Raw genomic sequence first — 24439 nt, forward strand, 5'->3', positions numbered from 1 at the left:
ATAAAACGGATATAGTGTATGTTATTCGAAAAACTTCGAATTAATGCGGGAGCCATTCTGCAGAATGATATGAACAGGATGTAGAGTAAAATTACTGCATTTATAAAAAACGATAAGATGAGCCAGTTTTTATGGGCAGCGATATAGGTAAAACGACAGGAACCAGTTTTGAAGCACTCATGATGCGTCAAGCGAAGAGTTTGACGACTTCTCATGCAGATGAATGTCAAAGCCAACTCGAACAATTCATGCTTGAAGCAATGGATTGGTTTGAGATCGATCGCATGACGATGTTCCCGAACTCCATGCTTTTCTTCAATCAAGGGAAAACCCTTTCCGTTGCGCGAGCACCTCACAAGATCCTGACTGCTGAGCAGGTCGGCGTGGAAGACGGTGAGCGCTACCTGCGCCTGATTGGCAACTCTGAAGAGATTCAAATCTTCGACAAAGACAAGCTCGCCTCTAGTGATGTTGTCGTTTTGCGTATGCTTTCTGCCCAAGGCGCATGTTGCCACTATACGATTCCATTAACTCAATTTGGTCAACGCTGGGGCGGACTGTCTTTTACGTTGTTTGGTAGCGGCCGCTGTGGATTAACCGAAACGCAGTTGGAGCAAGTGACGTTCATTTCCCATATGTGGTTATCCTTCTGGCAGCACTCAAAGCTTCACCGCAGTTTGCATCGCCCAGATATGAAGACGGATAACGAAAACCATCGAATGCTAAGGTTGAGCCACCGTCAATGTGATGTGCTGGGTTTGTTGGCGAAAGGCTTATCGGCAAAAGAGATTGCCACCGAGTTGAACCTGAGCCCTCGAACCATCGAATCACACAAGTACCGACTGCTGGATATGTTAGAGCTCGATAGCCATGCAGATTTGGTGCAGTTCGCGCTTCGCAATGGCATAGGTTACTAACGCATCTTACTCTGTCGACATTTGGTCTAGGTTAGCCATTTAGCCTTGCTAAAAAAGAGCAAACCCAGATAAACAGATAAAGAAAAGGCAAGCCGAGTGGCTTGCCTTTCTAATAGGAATGCAAAGGGAACTTACTCACCCTTGTAGATACAACCGGCTGTACAAGTTTCTTTGATCTCTACTTTGCTCAGTAGAGGCAGGCTTGGCTTAAGTTGTTGCCAAATCCACTTCGCTAGTACTTCACTAGTCGGGTTTTCTAGACCTTCAATATCGTTCAAGTAGTAGTGGTCTAGGCGGTTGTAAATCGGCTTGAATGCCGCTTTGATCTCTGCGAAATCAACAACCCAACCTGTATGCGGATCTACTTCACCTTCTACATAAAGACGAACAAGGAAAGAGTGCCCGTGTAAGCGTCCACACTTGTGACCTTCTGGTACGTGTGGCAAGTGGTGTGCCGCTTCGAACATAAACTCTTTGTATAATTCTGTTTTCATCTTGATTCTCAGGCTTTAAAAAGACACGCAATACTAAGGAATTCACCCTTTAATGACAACCTTTATCAATAGCTGCCACAAAGCTTACGAGCGCAATCGTTAAAGTCGGTCAGCGAGGATGTCATCACACAAAATACTCAAAAATAAAAAAGGCAATCACCTATGAGGAGATGATTGCCAAAGTCTGGAAAATGCCAGAAAAGTGATGGTTTAGGAATCTAACGCAGGGCCGGTGGTTAGATTACCCGTGCCTTCACACGCGCGTTTGAAGTAAACGTGTGAAAACGGACGCTACCCTAACCTATTTCGGGTTAACGATGGGTTAAAGGCGTAAATTACTGACCCAATTTGAGCCCCTTTTTTTCACTGTCGCATTTTTGGCACCACGCCAAACAATTGATTACACACTACTTACATCACATTTACATAACCCTACTCTGTTTGGGGTCACATTCATTCGGGCTATTCATCGCTCAAATTTCGCTAACCCCTTAATATTGTGGCGTTCGTTCCAAATACACTTATAAAAATATGCGCTCAACTATAACCTTTAAGCTCCTACTCGCTCTTATTGCGGTGTTCACTTGTGTACTAGCGGTATCGACGGGCTACCAATATTATCAACAAAAAACGCTCATCAATGATGTCCTTAGTGAACAGCTCCACGATAAGGCGAGCAACTACTTCGATAGCCTAAATATGATGATGCTAACCGGCACCATGTCGCAGAAAGAAACGTTGCGTCAAAAAGCCCTAGCTCAGGAAGGCATAGAGCAGGTACGCGTCTTACGTGCTGATACCGTCTCTAAATTCTATGGTCCTGGTGATGCCAATCAAAAGCCTGTTGATGATATAGACCAACGTGCACTTAGCGGAGAGTTAGTAATTGAGCCAATCAGTGCAGACTGGGGAAAAGGCTTGGTTGTTGCGTTACCGATGAAGTCGAGCGAAAACTACCGTGGTACGAACTGTGTTTCTTGTCATATCGCTCCTGAGGGTGAAGTACTCGGTGCGATTCGTCTTGAGTACAATATGAACCACGTCAACTCGCTGATTAACAAGCAAGCCATGTTTGCAATGGGCATCATGTCGGTGATCGCGTTTGTCGGTTTCTTGATCACCATGGGGCTGATTCGCAAGATCATTGTTCGCCCTATTCAGAGAACCTCGCGATTTATGTCTAACGTGAGTGCTAGCAAAGATCTCTGTAAACGTTTGGAACACAGTCAAAAGGATGAAGTTGGACAACTGTCCGATTCTATTAATTCCTTTATGGATACGGTCTGTGAAAGCCTCGAACAGGTTCGTGAGACTTCACATTCCCTCGCAGGTTCAGCAAATAGACTCACCGATGTTGCTCAATCCACTGATGAGGCCGCCGATAACCAACAAGTAGAAACCAACGAAGTCCAGGCCAACATTACAGGAATGCTTGACCAACAAAGTGTTGTCGAGCAAGCGACTATTGACGCCACAACTTTAGTCAATCACACCGTCGATGTCGCAACAAGCAGCGCTGGCCAAGCGCATCATGTCAGCGAAGACATTAAGAGCTTAGTCACCGACATCGACAAAGTGCGTGAAAAGATAACGACGTTAAATCAACAAACGGAAGAGGTATCTTCGATTCTTGGTGTGATCAAAGGCATTGCTGAACAAACAAACTTACTCGCATTAAACGCAGCAATAGAAGCAGCGCGCGCAGGTGACCAAGGCCGAGGTTTTGCTGTCGTCGCTGATGAAGTGCGTAATCTTGCCTCCCGTACAGCGGAAGCCACCAGCAATATCGAAACCATCATTTCGCAATTCCAACAAGGCAGTGAAGAGTCTCTCAGTTCGGTCGATAGTGTGTGTGAGTTTGCCCATCAACGCTCTCTCGATGTCGAAGCATTGTCGGCAACAATGAGAAATGTAGTAGATGAAATGCATCAAGTGTTGAAGCATGCCGAAAACATTCAGCAGCAGACTCAAACCACTTCCGGTGTGAGTAAACACATTCAAGCCAAAGTCGATACGATTACCTTACACGCAAACGAGACCTCTCAATCCGCATCGCATACTCGCGAGATCAGCGTCGATTTGGAGCACCTTTCTGAACGTTTGGAGTCATTACTTAACCAATTTACCCTGTCGGAGGAACAAAGGAGGAATAAATAGGAAAATTCTCCCCTCCAAAATGAATATAAAGGTTGAAGCTGACGATTTGACAGGTAATATGTTTCGATGAATCTAAAAAATTCTATCCAACTCAACACTTCGCTTGTTTTTTGCACAATTTTATTTAGAGACAGGCACTTTTAAGTGTTGAGTTGAATTTTTACCTCAATGGAGAATATTGAAAACATGACTTACGCGCCTGTATCAGACGTTTTGAAAGGTCAGCTAGCAGTAGACAGTGAAGTAACTGTTCGTGGCTGGATCCGTTCACGTCGTGATTCCAAAGCTGGAATCTCTTTCCTTGCCATTTATGACGGCTCTTGTTTCGACCCGATTCAGGCCGTGGTCCCTAATAATCTTAATAATTACGACAACGAAGTACTAAAGCTAACTACTGGCTGCTCTGTTGAAGTAACTGGTAAGATTGTTGCCTCTCCTGCGAAAGGTCAAGACTTCGAACTAGCAGCAACAGACGTTAAAGTTGTAGGCTGGGTTGAAGATGCTGACACTTACCCAATGGCAAAAACTCGTCACTCTATCGAGTACCTACGTGAAGTAGCGCACTTACGTCCGCGCACAAACGTAATCGGTGCAGTAGCACGTGTACGTAACTGTCTATCTCAAGCGATCCATCGCTTCTACCACGAGCAAGGTTACTTCTGGGTATCTGCGCCACTAATCACTGCTTCAGATGCTGAAGGTGCTGGTGAAATGTTCCGCGTATCTACGCTAGACATGGAAAACCTACCTCGCACTGAAGAAGGCAAAGTAGATTACAACGAAGATTTCTTCGGTAAAGAAACGTTCCTAACTGTATCTGGTCAGCTAAACGCAGAAGCTTACGCTTGTGCACTAAGCAAAGTTTACACGTTCGGTCCTACTTTCCGTGCTGAAAACTCAAACACGAGCCGCCACCTAGCGGAATTCTGGATGGTTGAGCCTGAAGTTGCGTTCGCAGAACTAGACGACGTGGCTAAACTGGCTGAAGACATGCTGAAGTTCGTGTTCAAAGCAGTGCTTGCAGAGTGTCGTGATGACCTTGAGTTCTTTGCTCAACGCATCGACAAAGAAGCGATCACTCGCCTAGAGCAGTTCGTTTCTTCTGACTTCGCGCAAGTTGACTACACTGACGCAATCCAGATCCTTCTTGATTCAGGTCGTGAGTTCGAATTCCCAGTTGAATGGGGTATCGATATGTCTTCTGAGCACGAGCGTTTCCTTGCTGAAGAACACTTCAAAGCGCCTGTAATCGTTAAGAATTACCCGAAAGACATCAAAGCATTCTACATGCGTGCTAACGATGACGGTAAAACAGTTGCAGCGATGGATGTACTAGCACCAGGCATCGGTGAAATCATCGGTGGTTCTCAACGTGAAGAGCGTCTAGACATCCTAGATGCACGTATGCGTGAAGTGGGTATCGATCCTGAGCACATGAGCTGGTACCGCGACCTACGTCGTTACGGCACAGTGCCACACGCAGGCTTCGGTCTAGGCTTCGAGCGTCTAGTATCTTACGTAACAGGTATGGGCAACGTTCGTGACGTGATCCCATTCCCACGTACTCCTCGCTCTGCGAACTTCTAATCACCACTGAGTGATACAGAATTAAAAAGACCTCCCATGTGGAGGTCTTTTATTTTGTCTTTAGCGAACGTAACTCATTAAGTGACACACTCACGTTCTTGCCGTTAACACTGCCGATGGTCAAAGGCGATTGTCTTTCACCTTGCTTTATCAGTACTTTCGTATTGACCTGAGCGGTAGAGCGTTGAAGCTTACTTGCTTGTATCACGGACACTTCCAGCGTGTAATCTGGATGGAGCTTATCGACAGAACCAGAAAAGTCGATGCGTTCTTGTTCATTGTCAATTCGTGCTTCAAAGTGATTGTCTGGTTGAATCTCAGCAACAAGCTGGGTTTGGTCATAGTTCAACGTGACTGACTTAGGCTCACTATTTTGACCTGCTGAAGCACCAAATGCCGCAAGGCACAGCGCAAGTGATAACACTCTCTTCATTCCGCTCTTCCCTATTGTTTGTAATGAGTCGTTATGGCTCACTCTCATCATCTTTATCAGCGTTAGCTGCATACTTCACACCTAACACGCACAAGCCAAACATAATAAAGGGAATAACGGCGGCTGTGTACTCCGTCCACGCCATATGAGAAAAAGATTTCGCTAAAATAAGGTGAGCAAACACCAACAAGAAAGCGCTAAAAACCGCTACTGCGATCAATCGTAACTCATGTTTTACCAACTGCTTTTTCATCATCACTCCTTGTATAGAGGTTTCTAGTGATGATTGAAGCACAGCTGGTTAGAAAAGCGCTGATACAGTTTGACCAAAAAAACACTAAACAGTTGCTTCACGCACAAGACTGCCTAACTTTTTGATCGCACTCTCTAAATGCTCGCTATCAGAAAAAGAAGTATTCAATCTCAAATAGTGCTCAAGCTTCTCGTCGACAGAAAACAATTTTCCATAAGCCACGGTCACCTGCTCTTTCAAGAGTGTTTGATAAAGTTGTTTACTATCCACACCTTGAGGCAGTTCTAGCCACAAGAAATACCCACCCGAAGGTAGGTGATAATTCACTGTCTGAGGAAGGTATGTTTTGATGAGGGCAACGAAGCGTTCTTGTCGCTGCTGCAACGTTCTACGTAACTTTCTTAGATGATTATCGTAACTGTCGTTTTGAAGATAATGCGCCACGCCCTGTTGGATAGGCGCGCTGCCAGAGAGCGTCGACATTAACTGCAGTTTTTGAATCGGTTCATTAAAGCGTTTGTTAACCACCCACCCCAATCGATAACCGGGACAAAGGCTTTTTGATAGTGAACCACAGTGGAGCACTCGCTCTTGGGTGTCGAAGCTTTTCAGTGATGCTGGCTTTTTATCCGCAAAATAGAGCTCAGCGTAGACGTCATCCTCGATCAGATACACATCATACTGGTTCGCAAGCTCGACAATACGCTGCTTGTTCTGCTCAGAAAGTGAAGTACCTGTCGGATTATGAAAGTTCGTCATCAACCAGCAAGCGCGTACATCGCTATTGGTAAATGCCCATTCTAGTTGCTCTATTGAGTGGCCATGCTGCGCATCAACAGGGATCTCAATTACGTTCAAACCGAGTCGCTCAATCGCTTGCCGTGCCCCATAGAAGGTCGGCGATTCAATCACAACCGTATCTCCAGGGCGAGTCACTGCTTGTAAGCTAAGGTTCAGTGCCTCTAATGCGCCCGAAGTAATCACGATATCGTCATGGGTTAGGTTCAAGCCTTGTTGAATGTAGCGCTGCGCAATCAAGCGGCGTAGCGATTCACTGCCTGGAGGAAGATTATCTAACAGCGTATCTGGCCCCATTTTTCTCCCAGAACTGGCGAGGTTACGGTTTAACGCTTCCAACGGAAACAAGGCTGGATCAGGAAAAGCCGAACCAAGCTTGATAGACTCTGGTGACCCTTGATGCTTCAAAAAATCATAAAGCTCATCATTAACCGAGTCACGATAAGCGTTTTTCTCTGCCCCCTTTGGTTCTAGCCTATCCAACTCCGCAGTAACGAAGTAACCAGACTGAGGCTTAGCAACCACCCAACCTTGCGCTTCGAGCAATTGATAAGCTTGCAGTACTGTTCCTGCGCTCACCGAATGGTTGCGACTCGTCATTCGCACCGAGGGCAGTTTTTCTCCTGCTCTCCAAGTATTTTGTTGGATCTGAGATTTAAACAACTCAGCCAGTTGGCGATATCGGTTCATGCTTCCCTCATTCCTGACTATCGAGCGCACATTAGCATACTTCGCGCCTTTATAACGACATCACACTTATCAAACTCGAAACGTAATTAATCAATCTTAGTGATATCAATTCCCGTTACGAAATGAGAATTTATGTTCCATACTTTCAAAGGCATGAAATTCTGCGGGAGGAAATGATGAAAATGTTTACGATGGATGACCTCTCTTATCGAGGTGTACATAAAGGCGTTCACAGTTGGGATCACCCAGAAGGCAACAACCCTTACTACTGGCATCCAGACTGGCTTCACATTGCAGAAGACGCACTGGGCGTTCACCCTAAGGCTGAGTTAGAGGTACCTGAGGGTGAAACCGCGACAGAAGAACATGCGAAAGCGGCGATCATCAAACATCTGAACGGGCAATAGGGTAAATTAAGTACCTATTTTTCAGGTGGTTATTGCCATGAAGAATCAATAAATCTATCTGAATGAGAGCTGTGCAGCGGATTGGCTTATTTATCAGCAAGATAAATCGATAGCAGTCACATTAATTCCGATAACATCTGTTACATTTATAGTGTAATGGTGACGCACACCTCAACTCATGACTATGAGAGACGATAATAATGACGAAATACAACGAAAACGATATCCAATACAAAGGCGAATCTAACGGTGTTCACTCTTGGAGCACTTCGTCAGGTCAGCCTTATTACTGGCACCCAGATTGGCTGCACGTAGCTGAAGACGCAACAGGTTCTCACCCTAAGCAAAAACTAGAAGTAGAAGCTTCTGAAGCGCCAACAGAAAAGCATGCCCTAAAAGCGATCCTTAAACACATGAATGACTGGGCAACAGGTAAGCTGTCTTCTAACCCAGACATCGAAACCAATGCACACGAATCTGAAATGAATCTGAAGAAATAAGCTCTGCGCTTGTTAACATCAGAGACAAAAATAGAGCCCCGCAATGTCGGGGCTTTCTTCTGTCTGCCGATATCATTTTTGGCCTAGTTTCACTCCAGCCAACATTGAACCTTCATAGATTGGCTCAGTGGCAGAAAGGCCCACTATGGTAACAGACGGCGAATGTTCTCTAAGTGCGCCAGTATTTCTTGCTTGTCATAAAGCGTGTCCGCCTTTGCTGATGTACTTTGTCGCTCAACCAAGCTGACAGGCAAAACTTCTGACACAACGCCTTGCCCTTTCTCCATCTGGCTCAGTACTAGTTTGACCGCCCTTCGTCCAAGTTCGTTGAAATCTTGCTTAACCGTAGTCAGAGGAGGTGAGAAGAACTGGCTGTCTTGAATACCATCGAACCCAACCACAGACACGGTTTTAGGTACATTAATACCCGCCTCCGAAAGCGCGCATAACACGCCAAGCGCCATCTGATCATTCGCCACCAATACAGCATCAAAAGGTACACCTTTTAACACGGCGTCTTTAACTGCGTTATAGCCACTGGCTGCTTGCCAATCCCCCTCATAGTACGCCGCTTGCACCAGTTCATGTTGCTGAATCTGTGATTGCCACTCTTGGTAACGAATCTGAGAAGCGGTGGATGCCTTGGGGCCAGAAATGCACACAAAGGATTCGCGCTTGTGCTCAATCAAATGAGAGATAGCCAAATTTGCCCCAGCTTTATGATCACAACTGAGAGAGTTGACGGGTGTCCCCTCTGGTACATCAATAAAAACCAGCGTGAGCTGACTGAACTGCTCCACTAGATTCTCTGCCATCTCTCTGGTTACCGGGGCGTTGATGATAATGGCATCAACTTGTTGGGCAATAAGCTCTCGGATTGCACTACGGAATTCCTCAATGGAGTTGTCACCTAACACTGCCAGCGCCGTCGCGTAATCCATCTCATGCGCTTGGTTGCGCACGCCATTAGCAATAAGAGCCACACCGTGCAGTGAGATATCCAAAGAAACAATACCGATGATCCGCGACTTCGCTCGGCTCAACATTTGTGCCCCTTTGTTCGGCACATAGCCAAGCTTTTTGATTGCGTCGTTGACTCGTTTTCGTGTTTCTTCTGCGACGTTATCTGCGCCATTAGTTACGCGCGATACGGTTTGCGTCGAAACCCCAGCTAACCGTGCAACATCTTTAAACGTAACTGCCACTGCGTTCTCCTATTCTGATTTGCTGTTCACTCTACCAAATTCATTCGAATGTTCTCGTGAACAATGTCGTAAAAAACATGAAAAAATGTTCCCGAAAACAGCAGATCTAGCACACAAAACCGCGTTCTAAAACCTGTTCAAAGTCACATTTAAACGGCTATTTAATCGAAATAAAACCAAACAAGCGCATGATTATTTGCAGATTAAATGTTTGCGAAAACAGAGAAACAACATGCAAAAAATTGTTCACTTAAAATCCAAGAATCACAGCATGATCATTAAAGTGGATCGTGTTCCTGAAATCCTTCATTGGGGCACAAAGATCGCTCAAATCGATCCCGATTTAATGCTCTCAACCGAGCGTCCTATCTCGCAGGCTCGCCTTGATGTCGACGTACCGTTATCACTCTGCCCTGAGTTGGGTAGCGGTCACTTTAATGCGCCTGGGATTGAGGGGCATCGCAATGGCGAAGACTGGGCGCCAGTGTTCACAACCACATCCATTGAGCACAATGACAACAGCGCGACATTTACTCTGCAAGATGACATTTCTGGTCTTGAATTATTGATTGAGCTACAACTGGACTTTAACAGTGATGTGCTACAAAAACGCATCACCGTGAAAAACACGACTGCCGGTGAGTATTGCTTGGGTAAGCTCTCCTCTACCCTGCCACTTCCTAACCATGCAAACGAGCTGATGACGTTCCACGGGCGTTGGTGTCATGAGTTTCAAACTCAGCGTTTGAGCTTTGAGCATGGTGGCTTTATGCAAGAAAACCGTCGCGGTCGCACCTCTCACGAAAACTTCCCAAGTTTGTTCGCGGGCACTAATGGCTTTAGTGAGCAATTGGGGCAAGTTTGGGGCTTCCATCTTGGTTGGAGTGGTAACCACCAACTTCGTGCCGACGTTCGCAGTGACGGTCGTCGCTTTGTTCAAGCTGGTGAACTGTTACTGTCTGGTGAAAAGCGTCTACAAAGCGGTGAAACCTACCAATCACCATGGCTTTACGCGACATACAGTAACTCGGGGTTGAATGGAATATCAGAGCGATTCCACGAGTTTGTTCGTGCCAATATTATCCAATTTCCAAACAACAAACCTCGCCCTGTTCACTTAAACACGTGGGAAGGCATCTACTTCGATCACAAACCTGAATACATCATGCAGATGGCAACCGAAGCCGCTGAAATGGGTGTCGAGCGCTTCATCATTGACGATGGTTGGTTCATAGGCCGTGATGGCGAACGCGCAGCGCTTGGTGATTGGTACTTAGATGAGACGAAGTACCCGAATGGTCTTGAGCCTGTCATCGAGCACGTAAACAACAAAGGCATGGAGTTTGGTCTTTGGGTAGAGCCAGAGATGGTCAGCCAAGACTCAAACCTCTATCGCCAACATCCAGATTGGGTATTGAGTCTGCAAGGCTACCACCAGCCTTCAGGTCGCTGGCAATACGTGTTGGATTTGCAAAATCAAGATTGCTTCAACTACCTGTTTGAGCGTTTGAATGACTTACTGACTCGTTACAACATCGGCTACCTGAAATGGGACATGAACCGTGAATTGGTTCAACCAGGACATCAAGGTAAACCTGCTGTGCATGGTCAAACTAAAGCGCTTTACCGCTTGCTGGACGAGCTTCAAGCAGCGCACCCTGCGGTTGAAATTGAGTCTTGCTCTTCGGGTGGTGGTCGTATTGATTTTGAAATCCTTAAACGAACTCACCGTTTCTGGGCTTCTGATTGTAACGATGCGCTGGAACGTCAAGCGATTCAACGTGGTATGAGTTACTTCTTCCCACCTGAAGTCATGGGCGCTCACATTGGTCCTGCAGAGTGTCACTCAACCAATCGTCGCCATGCGATCAACATGCGTGGCGTGACGGCGTTAAGTGGTCACATGGGTGTGGAGCTCGATCCAGTAAAAGAAAGCGCGGAAGAAAAACAAGCGTTTGCTCATTACATTCAACTGCACAAACAGTATCGCGATTTGCTTCATTCGGGACGTACTTTCCGAATTGATCCTGCCGATCAAAACCAGAACATCTATGGCGTTGAGAACGGACAAGAAATGCTGATTACGGTGTGTCAGTTGGCCATGCCAAATCATGCGCTGCCATCTCCACTTCGCGTTAGCTGTGCGGATGAAAACGCCCGTTACGAAGTCAAGATTGTTGAAATGCCAAAAACCAGCTTCCAGTTGATGAAACAACGTCCGCAATGGCTAGACAAAACCCTGACGTTAAGTGGCGATAACTTAAAGGAAATTGGGGTGACGCTTCCGATTCTCGATCCAGAATCGGCGCTCATTGTTCATCTTAAGAAAATTTAAACCTCTACCTGTGCCCTCTAGCGACCGGGTTTCAACTTCGCGTTGTTCCTGATAAAACACTCCTATACGCGCTAGAGGGACACCCTGCAACTAACAAGCAAAACTTAATTGCTTAACTTGTTAAGGAAACAAAATGTCTATTACAGTATTACTTTCGTTCTTGCTGTTTACAGGCTTTGTTGTGGTGTTCACTTACAGCAAAGTTAAAAACGATAAAAACACCTCTCAAGACGGCTTCTTCCTTGGTGGACGAAGCTTAACAGGCGGTCTGATTGCCAGCTCCTTGATTCTAACCAACCTGAGTGCCACCAGCTTTGTTGGTATGAGTGCGCAATCTTACACCCACAACATGAGTGTGATGGGCTGGGAAGTGGCCTCTGGCGTCACACTGGTTATCATTGCGCTGCTGCTTGTTCCTCGCTACCTCAAGCAAGGCATCACCACCATTCCTGACTTCTTAGAAAGCCGTTACGACATGTCGGTGAAGAAGTTCGTTACCCTGTTGTTCTTGTGCCAATACGTCATCAACATTCTACCTACCACTCTTTACGCTGGCGCAGTGGTACTGGGTGAAATCTTTGATGTACAAGGTTTACTGGGCATTTCTGAGTTCAGCTCTATCGCCCTTATTTCTGCCACTATCGGTTTGCTGGGTTTCTTCTACGCGATTTACGGCGGTCTAAAAGCCGTGGTAATTGCAGACACGATCAACGGCGTAGGCTTGATCACCGGCGGTTTGATGATCCCTGTATTTGGTCTGATGGCATTAGGCGGCGGTAACTTTATGGAAGGTTTAGACGTATTGCTGACAGCCGCACCAGAAAAGCTACAATCCGTGGGTAAAGAAACCGATCCACTGCCGTTCTCTACCCTGTTCACAGGTCTATTGTTGGTGAACTTGTACTACTGGGGTACTGACCAATCTATTATCCAACGTGCACTTGGCGCGAAGAACCTGAAAGAAGGTCAGAAAGGCGTGATTCTGGCGGGTGCGATTAAAGTTATCTCTCCACTTTTCCTAATCATTCCGGGCATCATTGCGTTCCATATGTTTGGTGCAGATGCGGGCAACCCAGATACGATGTACACACGCTTGGTGAACGAAGTATTGCCTAAGCCGCTTGTTGGTTTCTTCGTTGCGGTCATGTTCGGCGCAATCCTAAGTACCTTTAACGGCGTATTGAACAGTTCAACAACCTTGTTTGCTTTGAACGTTTACAAACCATTATTTGGCAAAGACAAATCGGATGAGGAGTTAGTCGGGAAAGGTCGTATCTTCGGCGTTATCATTGCGATCATTTCGGTCTGTATTGCGCCTTTCATCATGTACGCACCAGAAGGCTTGTTCCAATACCTACAAATGGTTGCGGGCTTCTTTAGTGTGCCGATCTTCACTATCGTGTTTGTGGGCTACATTTCAAAGCGTGTTCCTGCTATTGCCGCTAAAGTTGCTTTGGTCGTGTTTGTTAGTTCTTACGCTGCGATGCAATTGGTTTTTGGTACACCAATCCACTTCCTACACCAATTGGCGATTCTATTCGTCGTGTGTACTGCTCTGATGTTTGCGATTGGTCACTTCATGCCACGTGATACAGACTACGTAATGCCAGTAAATGAGAATATCGATGTGACTCCATGGTCATTCCGCTTTGAAGCATCAGCGGTCATCATCTACATGGTATTGGGCGCTTACGTAATGTTCTCAGACTTTGGTTTTGTCTCAAGCGATCCGACCATCATGCAAGTGTACGGCTTCTGTGGTCTGGTCTTGATGTTCGGTGTGGCTTCTAACTACTTCATCAAACGTAGAAAGCACAAAGAAGTGTCAAAGCTTAATGACATGTACATGCCTTAAGTCGACTTAGATTGCACACATAAAAATCGGAGCACTAACTCCGATTTTTGTTTTCTACCGAAACTTCGTCATCAACAACGAGCTTTTGAGGAAAGAAATGTCTCCTCGAGGTCATTTTTAACCTTTCGGATTTTTCGAGGTAAACGCAACATTGGAAGAACAAATACATAGAGCAATGTAATTCAAATACAACTTTAAATAAATTACACAAATACATCATCAGGCTTTATAAAACCTAGAAATCTCGATATTCATGCAACCTTGTCTTCGCCGCTCTGTTCACATTCATGAAGTCCCTTTGAGGCAAGTCGAAGTGCGGTTTTACTTTCAAGTTAAAGATGCACCCCGTTTCCCTTTCTCTGTCCTTATAGCGCTTTATGAAATCTATCGTTAGAATCGCAGGTCTTTGATTTTACAAGTGACAGATCAATCAACAGCATCGATAACATAACCAAATTCCTCTCTAGAAGCGCAACCAAGAGTGAAAATAATGATGTTGAGGATGTTCCTAGAAAGGTTAATCATGGCGAATACTAACTACAACACACCGCTTACATTGCAACTTTATTTGGCCGCTGCATTCTTTTTTGGCACCTATGGCGGACGCGTATGTCCGATGCTCAGTACGCTCAGCGTTTACGAAGTCATTTTGCACTGCGCCGTGGTGTTTACCTTCATCTATTTAGTGCGCCACTTCATTCTCGCAACACACCCGTTAATTGCACAAAACCGCCAAGCTAAGCTAGATACGATTTTGTTTACTGCGGTTAGCATCCCTTTCGCGGCTTATTACAACCTTCAGTATGACTTTACGTTCGATAGTAATGTAAAAGTCTTGTTTGGCATGGGGCTGTTTGGCTTCCTGACAGGTTCTATCCTCCAACTGCAAAGCAAATTGTCTCAATTTAATGACTTGCGCCAGCAAAACCAATTCGATTTTGTCCTCTCAGGGCAACGTCAATCTATGGTCAAACAGATGATCGGAATGATGATCGCTTTGCTGGTTACCTTAACGGCGATTTTGACCATGGTCGCTGTAAAAGACATTTATTGGCTAGAACAGAATCCGGAACAAATCGCCAATGGATTAGGGAAAATTAGTTTCATTAAGGAGCTGGTTTACATAGCTCTTGTCGTTGGTGGATATGTGATCGCGATAATGATTCTTTGGACTCGCTTAATGCGGAAGATTTTGTTTAGCCAAGAACAAGCATTATTGGAAGTCACTCAAGGCAAGGTGACTCAACGCCTTCCTGTATTCCAACATGATGAGCTTGGCTCAATGGCCTGTCTCACCAACCAAATGCTAGACAGCTTGCAAGTTTCGCAAGACGAGGTGAAAACGACGCGTGACGTTGCCATTGTCAGCCTATCCGCCTTGGCAGAATCTCGCGATAACGAAACTGGCGCGCATATTATGCGAACGCAGGAATACGTCAAAGTGCTGGCAGAGCACTTAAGCCAGTTTGAACAACATCGTATGTTACTGACTCCCAATTACATTGAACTGTTGTATAAATCGGCTCCACTTCACGACGTTGGTAAAGTCGGCGTGCCTGATAGTGTGTTACTCAAACCGGGTAAATTGACCGACGAAGAATTTGAGATCATGAAGGGTCATGCTGAAATTGGTGCCGAAGCGTTGTCAATTGCTGAAAAACAGCTAGGAAGTAGCTCATTTTTGCGAGTTGCGAAAGAGATCGCGCTAACACACCACGAAAAGTGGGATGGAAGCGGTTATCCGAACCAACTTTCGGGAGAAGCAATCCCACTATCTGGTCGACTCATGGCGTTGGCAGATGTCTACGACGCGCTAATTTCAAAACGTGTTTACAAGCCAGCGTTCAGTCATGACAAGGCGAAAGCGATCATTCTTGAAGGCCGTGGCAAACATTTCGACCCGCAAATCGTCGATGCTTTTCTCGCTGTCGAAACACAATTTCAACATATCGCTCATCAATATCAAGATGAACAAAACATAGCCGCTTAGTTACTTATCCCCCCTCTTATAACGCATCTTAAGAGGGGTTTTTATGTCAAAAGCATTGGTTATGTTAGATTTCTGTTTCAAATCAAAACTTTTTTAAGTTTTCTTTTCACTAACTGTTGTAACGAATATTGCTGAAAGGTATAAATGTCAGCAGACCCCTTCGATTAACATGGATGAAGATTATGTTTGAAAAAGTAGTTGCCGCTCCGGCCGACCCTATTCTTGGACTCACTGAAGAGTTTAAAAAAGATGCTCGCGCTGAAAAAATTAACCTAGGCGTTGGTATTTACAAGAACGAACAAGGCGAAACCCCTGTTCTTGCGACTGTTAAAAAAGCCGAAGCCGCACTGATTGAAACTGAAAAAACCAAATCTTACCTAACAATCGAAGGTACAGCAGAATACGGTCTAGCAGTGCAAAAACTGCTTTTCGGCGCAGATGCTGAAATCGTTGCTGGTAAGCGCGCTAAAACAGCACAGGCACCAGGTGGTACAGGCGCTCTGCGCGTTGCTGGTGAATTCATCAAGCGTCAACTTGGCGAAGTTAAGATCTGGATCAGCAACCCAACTTGGGCAAACCACAACGGCGTATTCACTGCTGCTGGCATTGAGACCGCGCAATACAGCTACTACAACGCTGAAACAAAAGACAAAGACTTTGATGCGATGCTGACAGATCTGCAAGCTGCATCAGAAGGTGATGTCGTTCTTCTGCACGGCTGCTGCCACAACCCTACTGGTATCGATCCAACGCCAGAAGAGTGGGAAACACTGGCTAAACTAGTAGCAGACAAGAAACTGCTTCCTCTATTTGACTTTGCATACCAAGGCTTTGCAAAAGGCGTAGAAGAAGACGCAGCTGGCCTTCGTATTTTCGCGAAATACAACAAAGAAATCCTTGTGGCGAGCTCTTTCTCTAAGAACTTCGGTCTTTACAATGAGCGTGTAGGTGCGTTCACTCTAGTTGCTGAATCAGAAGAAGTCGCAACAACTGCATTCTCGCAAGTGAAAGCGATCATCCGTTCTATCTACTCTAACCCACCAGCGCACGGCAGTGCGGTTGTGACTCACATTCTTGGCGATGCAGAATTGCGCGCAGAATGGGAAGCTGAAGTAGCAGAAATGCGTGATCGTATCCAAGAGATGCGTGAGTTGTTCGTTGCAACTCTGAAAGCAGAAGGTGTAGACGCGGACTTCAGCTTCATCGAGCGCCAAAACGGTATGTTCTCGTTCTCTGGCCTATCTAAAGAGCAGGTGAACCGTCTGAAGGAAGAGTTTGCAATCTACATTGTTGGCTCTGGCCGTATCAGCGTAGCAGGCATGACGAAGTCAAACATGGGTCCTCTATGTAAAGGTATCGCTGCGGTTCTATAATCGCTCTCTAGCGAAAACCGCTTAGAATGAGAAAAGGTCAGCAATTGCTGACCTTTTTAGTTTCTGCTGTTTTGTTTAAAACACCGCGATAGAAATCGCGATGTCTTTATCTTCTGCTACTAGTAAATAAACTTGAAGCTAATGCCTACTTCATTGATATGATCAGAGGGTTGGCCTTCATAATCCGTGTCGCGGAATTGGTAGTAAAGTCCCGTGCCGATAACATGATGCCACTGGTAGTTGAAGCCAATTTTGTAGTTGTTCTCGTCAACAATATCGCTGCGGTTTAAATGTACTTCCGCCGTAGCCATTAGCTTCTCGCTGAATAGATAATTCGCACCAATGGTGACACCTTGAATAAACTCACTGTCAGATGAAATGGTACGGTCTGTGTTGTCATCCGTTGCTTTCGCTTTGATCGCACCAAGGCCGTAAATACCATACACATCAAGCTGCTCATTGATGCCATAACGATAACCACCACCAAACATTAAACGGTCGATACGCAAAGTGAAATCGTCTGGGTGGAAAAATTGTGCGGAATAATCCACATTGAGTAGCCAATTATCACGAATCAAATAATTGCCGCCCAACCCTAGCGTCGTGGCGTTGGAATTATCTAGCCATTCTTCATTTGTGGTTCCGGCACCGACATCTAAATTGATGTGCTCGTAACCAAATTTTTCTGCTTGTTCTGCTTCTGAGGCAACGCTCATTATTGGTAATGCTACAAGAGGTGCAGCGAGTAATAGTCTTACCATTCTACTTCCTTCCATGAGTGTCATCCAAAACTCTTCTATAAACGCCATTGTATTGATTTAATTCGGCATCTTGATGACAGCGTAGCCGAATTAATTAGGATTTGCCGTGCGACTTGTCTGAATCTTATCATTGCGCACGAAAAACAGTGATCCGATAAGATTCTGTTTTAAAACTAAGTTAAGATTACCCTATCACTTGCAAACCAAAAGGCACCTTAATGGAAGCAGAACTTCTCGAGATATATAACTTTCTCGCCAAGTATCCCCCATTCAACGAGCTTCCGGAAGAAACGCTCACCAAAGTGACAGAGAACATCGAAATCTCTTACTACCGTCAAGACACCCCTATCATTCATTTCGGCGATCAGATCCACGATCTTTACATGGTTCGCAGCGGTGTAGTTGAAGTCTATCGACGTAAAGGTGAACTGTATAACCGGCTCGACGAAGGCGACCTTTTTGGTCAGATGGGTCTTCTTACCAACAACAAAGTTCGCTTTCCAGTAAAAGCGATTGAAGACTCCCTGCTCTACTGTATTCCTCAAGATATCTTCCAAGAACTGTACGACAACTTCGATTCATTCGCAGATTTTGTTGAAGTAGAAAACAGCGCTCGTTTGCGCCAAGCGGTTTCAGAGAACAACGACGCGAACGATCTAACGACCTCGAAAGTAAAAACGCTCCTCACACGTGACGCGCCAACCATCGAGCGTGGCCAAACGATTCAAGAAGCCGCACAGTTAATGGCGCAAGATAATGTGTCATCATTGCTGATCGTTGACCCTGATTTTGTGCTCGATGAAGACGATCCACAATCCCCTGTCGTCGGCATTATCACCGACCGCGATTTATGTACCCGCGTCTTGGCAGAAGGTTTGTCGCCCCTCGATGAAGTATCAACGGTCATGACGACCGAGGTTATCTCTCTCGATCACAACGCTTACGTTTATGAAGCGATGCTGACCATGCTTCGGTACAACGTTCACCACTTGCCGGTTGTAAAAGATCAAATGCCTATTGGCATCATCGAAGCGACCGACATTGTTCGTTACGAATCGCAAAACTCACTGTTGTTAGTAAGTAGTATCTTCCAACAACAAACCATTGAAGATTTGGCCATTGTCGCTGACGAAGTGAAAAGCAGTTTTGTTCGTCTGGTTAACGAAGACGCCAACTCTCACATGGTCGGCAGCGCGATGTCCGTTATTGGCCGAAGCTTCAAGCAACGCCTGCTCGAAATGGCAGAAGAAGAATTGGGCCCACCGCCAATCCCTTATTGTTTCCTAGCCCTTGGTTCCATGGGCCGTGATGAGCAATTACTGGTCACAGACCAAGACAACGCAATCATTCTTGACGATACCTATCAAGAGGAAAAACACGGGAAATACTTCGAAGCACTCGCGCAATACGTTAGTGATGGTTTGAACGTGTGTGGCTACAAATATTGTACCGGTGACATCATGGCGACCAACCCAGAGTGGCGCATGACACGTTCAGAGTGGGAAGCGTGCTTCGCCGATTGGATTGACGACCCGAACCCGAAAGCCTTGCTCAATGCATCAATCTTCTTCGATTTGGATGGCGTTTATGGTCGTTTAAAATGGGCAGAACAATTAACGAGCTTCATTGTTCGACGCGCGCGTAAGAACAACCGCTTCCTAGCGTGCTTGGCTCGCAACGCGTTGAACCGAACCCCACCACTGGGCTTCTTTAAAGACTTTGTGATGGAAAAAGATGGCCAGCACAAAAACTCGATCAACTTGAAACGTCGTGGCACAGCTCCTCTTGTGGACTTAATACGCGTTCACTCGTTGGCGGTGGGATCACGCGCTCAGAACTCATTTGAACGACTCGATGACATCATTGATGCGGGCATTTTGCCAAAAGGCCGTGCTCAGGATTTGAAAGACGCGATGGAGTTCATCTCTATGGTGCGTATCCGTCACCAAGCGATCGATGTTGAATTGGGTATTGAACCAGATAACAACATTGAGCCTGAAAATCTGTCGGACTTCGAACGCCGCAACCTAAAAGATGCGTTCCAGATCCTCAGCAATGGTCAGAACTTCCTTAAGTTCCGTTATCAGGCCAGCAACAAGTTTAAGTGAGGCGTGGAATGATAAAAAAGTTGTTTCAAAAGCCGACCATTCAATGGCATACCAAGTTTCAACACAAGTTGGAGCAAGCGAAAGATGATCGGTTAATTGCCTTTTATGGAAAGGCGTTACCCGTGCCGGAAACCCCGTTGTCCCAAGTGGAATTCGTGGCACTCGATTTCGAAACGACGGGCTTAAATCCGCAGAAAAATGGCATCATCACCATAGGTTTGGTGCCTTTTAATCTCAATCGAATTTTCTTGCGCCAAGCGAAACATTGGAAAGTACGCCCACAAGAAAAACTCGATGAGGAATCGGTCATCATTCATGGTATCACTCACAGTGAATTGATTGATGCTCCGGATTTGGGGGAGATTCTCGGACCATTACTTGAAAGCTTGGCGGGAAAGATTGTCGTGGTACATTATCGCCGTATTGAAAGAGAGTTTCTCGCTCAAGCACTGCGTACTCGTATCGGCGAAGGCATTGAGTTCCCTGTGCTGGATACGTTGCAAATTGAAGAGGACATTCAACAAAGAACATCTGGTGGTTTGTGGAATAAGCTAAAGGGTAACAAGCCGAAATCCTTACGTTTAGCACAATCACGACGTCGTTATGGCCTTCCGGATTACACGCCACACCATGCGTTAACGGATGCCATTGCCACCGCTGAATTACTTCAAGCGCAAATTGCCCACCACTACAGTGAAGAGCAACCCATCAGTAGCTTGTGGCTGTAGAGAAGCGAAAATATTATCTCTAGATAAAACAAAAAGGAGCCAATTGGCTCCTTTTCTCTTTCCATTAAACGCGAATATCAGCGCTTAGCTAACATTCTCAGCTTACAGCTTGAAGCGTTTGATCTCTTGCTCTAGCTCGTAAGAAAGCTCTGACAGATGCGCCGCTTGCTCTGCTGCTTGGTGCGCTTCAACAGAAAGCTCGTTAGACACGTCACGAATGCCTTCAGTGTTACGAGTGATTTCTGTTGTCACAGACGCTTGCTCTTCCGCTGCAGACGCAATTTGCGTTGCCATATCGCTGATACGCTCTACCGCTGAGTGAATTTGAGTAAGGCTTACTGCTGCTGAGTTTGCATCATCAACACTGGTGTCTGCTAGACGACGACTGTCGTCCATAATGCCGACCGCTTTCGCTGTTGTGCCTTGTAGCATCTCAATCGTTTCTTGAATCTCTTGAGTAGAAGCATGAGTACGTTGGCTCAGAACACGAACTTCATCCGCAACTACAGCAAAACCACGACCCTGCTCACCTGCACGCGCCGCTTCGATAGCTGCGTTTAGTGCTAGTAGGTTAGTTTGCTCTGCAATGCCTTGGATAGTCGAAAGAATGGTGTTGATTGCGTTACCGTGTGCTTCTAGCTCTTGGATCACGTTGGTTGCTACTTGTACTTCTTGCGCTAGGTTTTGGATAGAACCTTGCGTTTGAGTCACTTGGCCAGAACCGTGAACACATGCTTGAACCGCTTCTTCAGAGCTTGATGCTGTGTTGTCTGCGTTGCCTGCAATCTCTTGTGTCGCTGCTGCCATTTCGTTAACAGCCGTCGCGACCATGTTGATTTCGTCTTGCTGGTACGAAATACGCTGACTACGCTCTTCAGCTTGTTGAGCCGTTGTACGTGCTTGCTCAGAAAGTGCCGATGAAACATGGCTTAACTTGGTGACCATCGTGTGCATATTGCCCACAAAGCGGTTGAAGTTGTCTGCCAGTTTACCGACTTCATCATCACTGCGTGGTTCAAGACGTTGCGTTAGGTCACCTTCACCCGATGCAATCTCTTCAAGAGCTTGTGATACTCGGCCAAGGTCGCGGAACAAGAAGCCCACTAGCCAAGATACGGCCACAATCACCACGATCGTAATCAGTACCGCAGTAATCAGCATTTCACGTAGCAGTTGCGCGTGGCTTGCTTCTTCTGTTGCGCGGTCCATTTCAATCGCGAACATCCAGTTTGTACCAGGTACTTTACTGAAGTAATAAAGCTTATCTTTGCCCTGAATGGTTGCCGTTTCAATTGAACCCGTGTTTGCTGCACGCTCAATAGAATCTTTCGTAAATTCTTTAGATAGGTCAGTGATTGGCTTAAGCGTTAAGCTTTTGTTTGGATGTGCAAGGAAAGTTCCGTCATTCATATCGATCAGCATTGCGTGCGCATTTTCACCCGCATCTAAGCTGATAACGTCATTGATCAACTGATCAATCAGAACGTCAGCACCAACAACACCAACAAACTTACCGTTTTTCATTACAGGTTCTGCAATGGTTACCAGTAGCGCGTTAGTGATCGCATCTTGGTAAGCTTCAGTGATGATCTGCTTACCTGCTGCATTTGCATCTTTGTACCAAGGGCGAGTACGAGGATCATAGTCTGCACGGTTACGTTCTGGATGAGAACGGTACATGCCACCTTCCGGAGTACCTAGGAAGATATCGTCAAAGCCCCCCGCTTTGCGCGCTTGTTGTAAGAAAGGCACCACGTCTTGCTCTGTTGAGTAGTCGTTGAAAGCCGTTGCAATGTCTTTGCGAATCGCAACCCAGTCAGAAATACCTTCTGATGCTGCGTTACTTAGGCTTTGTGCTCGTGAATAGACACCTGAACGCGTCTGATCAAACAATTGACCAGCCGACAGCCAAGTCAGTGCTGTTGCCATCACTACAACAGCAGATAGGCTTGCGCCAATTAGCTTTTGTTTTAATGATAATTTCATAATTATTATAAGAGGTTGGGAGAACAGTTAAGGTGGCTGAATATTACACATTTCTGACAAAGTAATCACGAAGATTATTCACAAAATTAAGACAATAACCTGTTGTAAAATAAAGAATTTACCTCGTCATTTTTTTGGCAAGCGTCAGAAAAATCGCACAAAAAAAGCCAGCATTCCGCTGGCTTTTTAACTCATTAATATTTAACGATATTTATAAATCACATCAATTATTGACGTTCTGTTCTCATACCCATCAATAGGCTGACACACATTGCAAGCAATACGAATGTGAATGGTAACGCGGTAGAGATAGCACCAGCTTGCAGCGCTTGAACCGCTTCTGAACCACCAATCCACAATAGTGCCACCGCAATCGCACCTTCCATAAATGCCCAGAATACACGTTGTAGAACTGGCGCATCCACTTTACCACCAGCAGTAATACTGTCGATAACCAGTGAGCCAGAGTCCGATGAAGTGATGAAGAATACCAATACCAACACAACAGCAATGATAGACAGCATGTTACCGAATGGCAGAACATCAAACATTTGGAACATCGCTAGTGATACGTCAGTTAGACCGTTTGCACCTAGCTCACCCACATTGTTTATCACTTGATCGATAGCTAGACCACCGAATACTGACATCCAAACTAGAGTAACCGCTGTAGGAACAATCAATACCGCTGTGATGAATTCACGAACTGTACGGCCGCGAGATACGCGAGCGATGAACATACCTACGAATGGTGACCATGAAATCCACCAAGCCCAGTAGAATACTGTCCAACCTTGGAACCAAGCTTCGTCAGTACGACCAAACGGGTTGCTCAGTGGAACCAAGTTTTCTATGTACGCCATAAAGGTGGTAGGAATTGAACCTAAGCTCACTGCCCAACCAATCAAACCAACAAGGATAAGCAGTAGGAACGCAATAACCATGTTGATATTACTGATGACCTTTACACCGCCATCGATACCACGGATTACCGAAACAACCGCAAGTAACGTCACAATCGTAATAACGACGATCTGTAGGCCTAGACCCGGCTCCACACCAAACACGTGGTGAATACCACTCGCTGCTTGTTGTGCACCAAGACCTAGAGACGTTGCAAGACCAAATAGCGTTGCTAGTACTGCAAGGATATCAACAATATGACCTGCCCAGCCCCACGCGCGATCGCCCAACAATGGGTAGAAGATCGAACGCATAGAAAGCGGAAGGCCTTTGTTGTAAGTAAAGAAAGCTAATGAAAGTGCTACGACACCGTAGATTGCCCATGGGTGTAGACCCCAGTGGAACATTGTCGCGCCCAGTGCAAGCTTTGCAGCCTCTGGGGTATTTGCTTCTACGCCTAGCGGAGTTTCATACCAACCAGTGAAGTAAGCTACTGGTTCTGCCACACTCCAGAACATCAGACCGATACCCATACCTGCTGCGAACAACATCGCCAACCAAGATACGAACGAGTAATCGGCAACCGCATCTTTACCACCAAGGCGAATCTTGCCCATTGGTGACACAATCAAAGCTAAACAGAAGATTACGAAGATGTTGCCTGAAAGGATGAACAGCCAGTCGAAAGAACCGATGATCTTCCACTTAAGGCCATCCAATGCCGCTTTCGCGGTGTGTGCATCTAGTACAAGTGCAGCAATTAGAAATAGTGCAATGAAACCAGCACTAATACCAAAAACAGGATTATGTACGTCAAAACCCCATTTCTGGACGTTGTCTTGACCAACCGTATAGTCGGTACTGTCGATACTGTACTTATCTATACCTTTTGTCATTGTTCCTCTCTTTTGTGTTCTAGTTTTTCGGCAGCAAACCAAAAATTCATTCGAACACGATAC

19 protein-coding genes are annotated in these 24439 nt (G+C 45.8%); 11 read left to right on the forward strand and 8 right to left on the reverse strand.

Annotated features, from left to right (window positions below):
- The first annotated feature begins 131 nt into the window (after positions 1 to 131).
- Positions 132 to 917 (forward strand): response regulator transcription factor, encoded by a 786-nt coding sequence (locus VCHENC03_RS08380; RefSeq protein WP_009706866.1) that lies wholly within the window; start codon positions 132 to 134, stop codon positions 915 to 917.
- Positions 918 to 1048: 131 nt separating this feature from the next.
- Here the strand turns inward: VCHENC03_RS08380 and queD are convergent, their stop codons facing one another.
- Positions 1049 to 1411 carry a 6-carboxytetrahydropterin synthase QueD gene (queD, locus tag VCHENC03_RS08375; protein ID WP_005376896.1) on the reverse strand — a complete coding sequence of 121 codons (363 nt, stop codon included), beginning with the start codon at positions 1409 to 1411 and terminating at the stop codon, positions 1049 to 1051.
- A gap of 531 nt (positions 1412 to 1942) precedes the next feature.
- Between queD and VCHENC03_RS08370 the strand changes: the two genes are divergently transcribed.
- Positions 1943 to 3568, forward strand: a complete 1626-nt coding sequence (locus tag VCHENC03_RS08370; RefSeq protein WP_009706867.1) for a methyl-accepting chemotaxis protein — start codon at positions 1943 to 1945, stop codon at positions 3566 to 3568.
- A gap of 186 nt (positions 3569 to 3754) precedes the next feature.
- On the forward strand, positions 3755 to 5155 hold the full coding sequence (gene asnS / locus VCHENC03_RS08365; protein WP_009706868.1) for an asparagine--tRNA ligase: 1401 nt from the start codon (positions 3755 to 3757) through the stop codon (positions 5153 to 5155).
- A 49-nt stretch (positions 5156 to 5204) separates the two neighbouring features.
- Here asnS and VCHENC03_RS08360 read toward each other — a convergent pair whose 3' ends face one another.
- From VCHENC03_RS08360 to VCHENC03_RS08350, 3 genes are all read right to left on the reverse strand, one after another.
- On the reverse strand, positions 5205 to 5588 hold the full coding sequence (locus tag VCHENC03_RS08360; RefSeq protein WP_009706869.1) for a hypothetical protein: 384 nt from the start codon (positions 5586 to 5588) through the stop codon (positions 5205 to 5207).
- 31 nt (positions 5589 to 5619) lie between these two features.
- Positions 5620 to 5841, reverse strand: a complete 222-nt coding sequence (locus tag VCHENC03_RS08355; RefSeq protein WP_009706870.1) for a hypothetical protein — start codon at positions 5839 to 5841, stop codon at positions 5620 to 5622.
- 84 nt (positions 5842 to 5925) lie between these two features.
- Positions 5926 to 7329 carry an aminotransferase-like domain-containing protein gene (locus tag VCHENC03_RS08350; protein ID WP_009706871.1) on the reverse strand — a complete coding sequence of 468 codons (1404 nt, stop codon included), beginning with the start codon at positions 7327 to 7329 and terminating at the stop codon, positions 5926 to 5928.
- A gap of 176 nt (positions 7330 to 7505) precedes the next feature.
- Between VCHENC03_RS08350 and VCHENC03_RS08345 the strand changes: the two genes are divergently transcribed.
- Both VCHENC03_RS08345 and VCHENC03_RS08340 read left to right on the forward strand, forming a co-directional pair.
- The gene (locus VCHENC03_RS08345) at positions 7506 to 7736 is read left to right on the forward strand and encodes a hypothetical protein (RefSeq protein ID WP_020196940.1); all 231 of its coding nucleotides are present in this window, start codon (positions 7506 to 7508) and stop codon (positions 7734 to 7736) included.
- A gap of 200 nt (positions 7737 to 7936) precedes the next feature.
- The gene (locus VCHENC03_RS08340; protein WP_005438842.1) at positions 7937 to 8236 is read left to right on the forward strand and encodes a hypothetical protein; all 300 of its coding nucleotides are present in this window, start codon (positions 7937 to 7939) and stop codon (positions 8234 to 8236) included.
- Positions 8237 to 8379: 143 nt separating this feature from the next.
- Here the strand turns inward: VCHENC03_RS08340 and VCHENC03_RS08335 are convergent, their stop codons facing one another.
- Complete coding sequence (locus tag VCHENC03_RS08335) at positions 8380 to 9441, reverse strand: LacI family DNA-binding transcriptional regulator (RefSeq protein ID WP_009706872.1); 1062 nt, start codon at positions 9439 to 9441, stop codon at positions 8380 to 8382.
- Between the two features lie 232 nt (positions 9442 to 9673).
- On the opposite strand from VCHENC03_RS08335, the gene VCHENC03_RS08330 reads away from it, so the two are divergent.
- The 4 genes from VCHENC03_RS08330 (at position 9674) to VCHENC03_RS08315 (ending at position 16994) form a co-directional block, all read left to right on the forward strand.
- Entirely contained in the window at positions 9674 to 11776 is a 2103-nt protein-coding gene (locus VCHENC03_RS08330; protein ID WP_032802893.1) for an alpha-galactosidase, read from the forward strand.
- Positions 11777 to 11909: 133 nt separating this feature from the next.
- On the forward strand, positions 11910 to 13631 hold the full coding sequence (locus VCHENC03_RS08325; protein WP_009706874.1) for a solute:sodium symporter family transporter: 1722 nt from the start codon (positions 11910 to 11912) through the stop codon (positions 13629 to 13631).
- Positions 13632 to 14154: 523 nt separating this feature from the next.
- Complete coding sequence (locus tag VCHENC03_RS08320; RefSeq protein ID WP_032802919.1) at positions 14155 to 15621, forward strand: HD domain-containing phosphohydrolase; 1467 nt, start codon at positions 14155 to 14157, stop codon at positions 15619 to 15621.
- 182 nt (positions 15622 to 15803) lie between these two features.
- Positions 15804 to 16994, forward strand: a complete 1191-nt coding sequence (locus tag VCHENC03_RS08315; protein WP_009706876.1) for an amino acid aminotransferase — start codon at positions 15804 to 15806, stop codon at positions 16992 to 16994.
- Between the two features lie 119 nt (positions 16995 to 17113).
- Here the strand turns inward: VCHENC03_RS08315 and VCHENC03_RS08310 are convergent, their stop codons facing one another.
- On the reverse strand, positions 17114 to 17755 hold the full coding sequence (locus VCHENC03_RS08310) for an outer membrane beta-barrel protein (RefSeq protein WP_009706877.1): 642 nt from the start codon (positions 17753 to 17755) through the stop codon (positions 17114 to 17116).
- A gap of 218 nt (positions 17756 to 17973) precedes the next feature.
- Here VCHENC03_RS08310 and VCHENC03_RS08305 point away from each other — a divergent pair, with 218 nt between their 5' ends.
- Both VCHENC03_RS08305 and VCHENC03_RS08300 read left to right on the forward strand, forming a co-directional pair.
- A complete protein-coding gene (locus VCHENC03_RS08305) occupies positions 17974 to 19863 on the forward strand; it encodes a DUF294 nucleotidyltransferase-like domain-containing protein (RefSeq protein ID WP_005438856.1) in 1890 nt (629 codons plus the stop codon).
- 8 nt (positions 19864 to 19871) lie between these two features.
- Positions 19872 to 20591: a 3'-5' exonuclease gene (locus VCHENC03_RS08300; RefSeq protein ID WP_009706878.1), complete on the forward strand. Its 720-nt coding sequence runs from the start codon at positions 19872 to 19874 to the stop codon at positions 20589 to 20591.
- A 102-nt stretch (positions 20592 to 20693) separates the two neighbouring features.
- Here VCHENC03_RS08300 and VCHENC03_RS08295 read toward each other — a convergent pair whose 3' ends face one another.
- A complete protein-coding gene (locus VCHENC03_RS08295) occupies positions 20694 to 22577 on the reverse strand; it encodes a methyl-accepting chemotaxis protein (protein ID WP_009706879.1) in 1884 nt (627 codons plus the stop codon).
- A 227-nt stretch (positions 22578 to 22804) separates the two neighbouring features.
- Complete coding sequence (locus VCHENC03_RS08290) at positions 22805 to 24376, reverse strand: BCCT family transporter (RefSeq protein ID WP_009706880.1); 1572 nt, start codon at positions 24374 to 24376, stop codon at positions 22805 to 22807.
- Between the last annotated feature and the right edge of the window lie 63 nt (positions 24377 to 24439).

This window comes from Vibrio sp. HENC-03, assembly GCF_000305755.2.
Classification (GTDB): domain Bacteria; phylum Pseudomonadota; class Gammaproteobacteria; order Enterobacterales; family Vibrionaceae; genus Vibrio; species Vibrio owensii.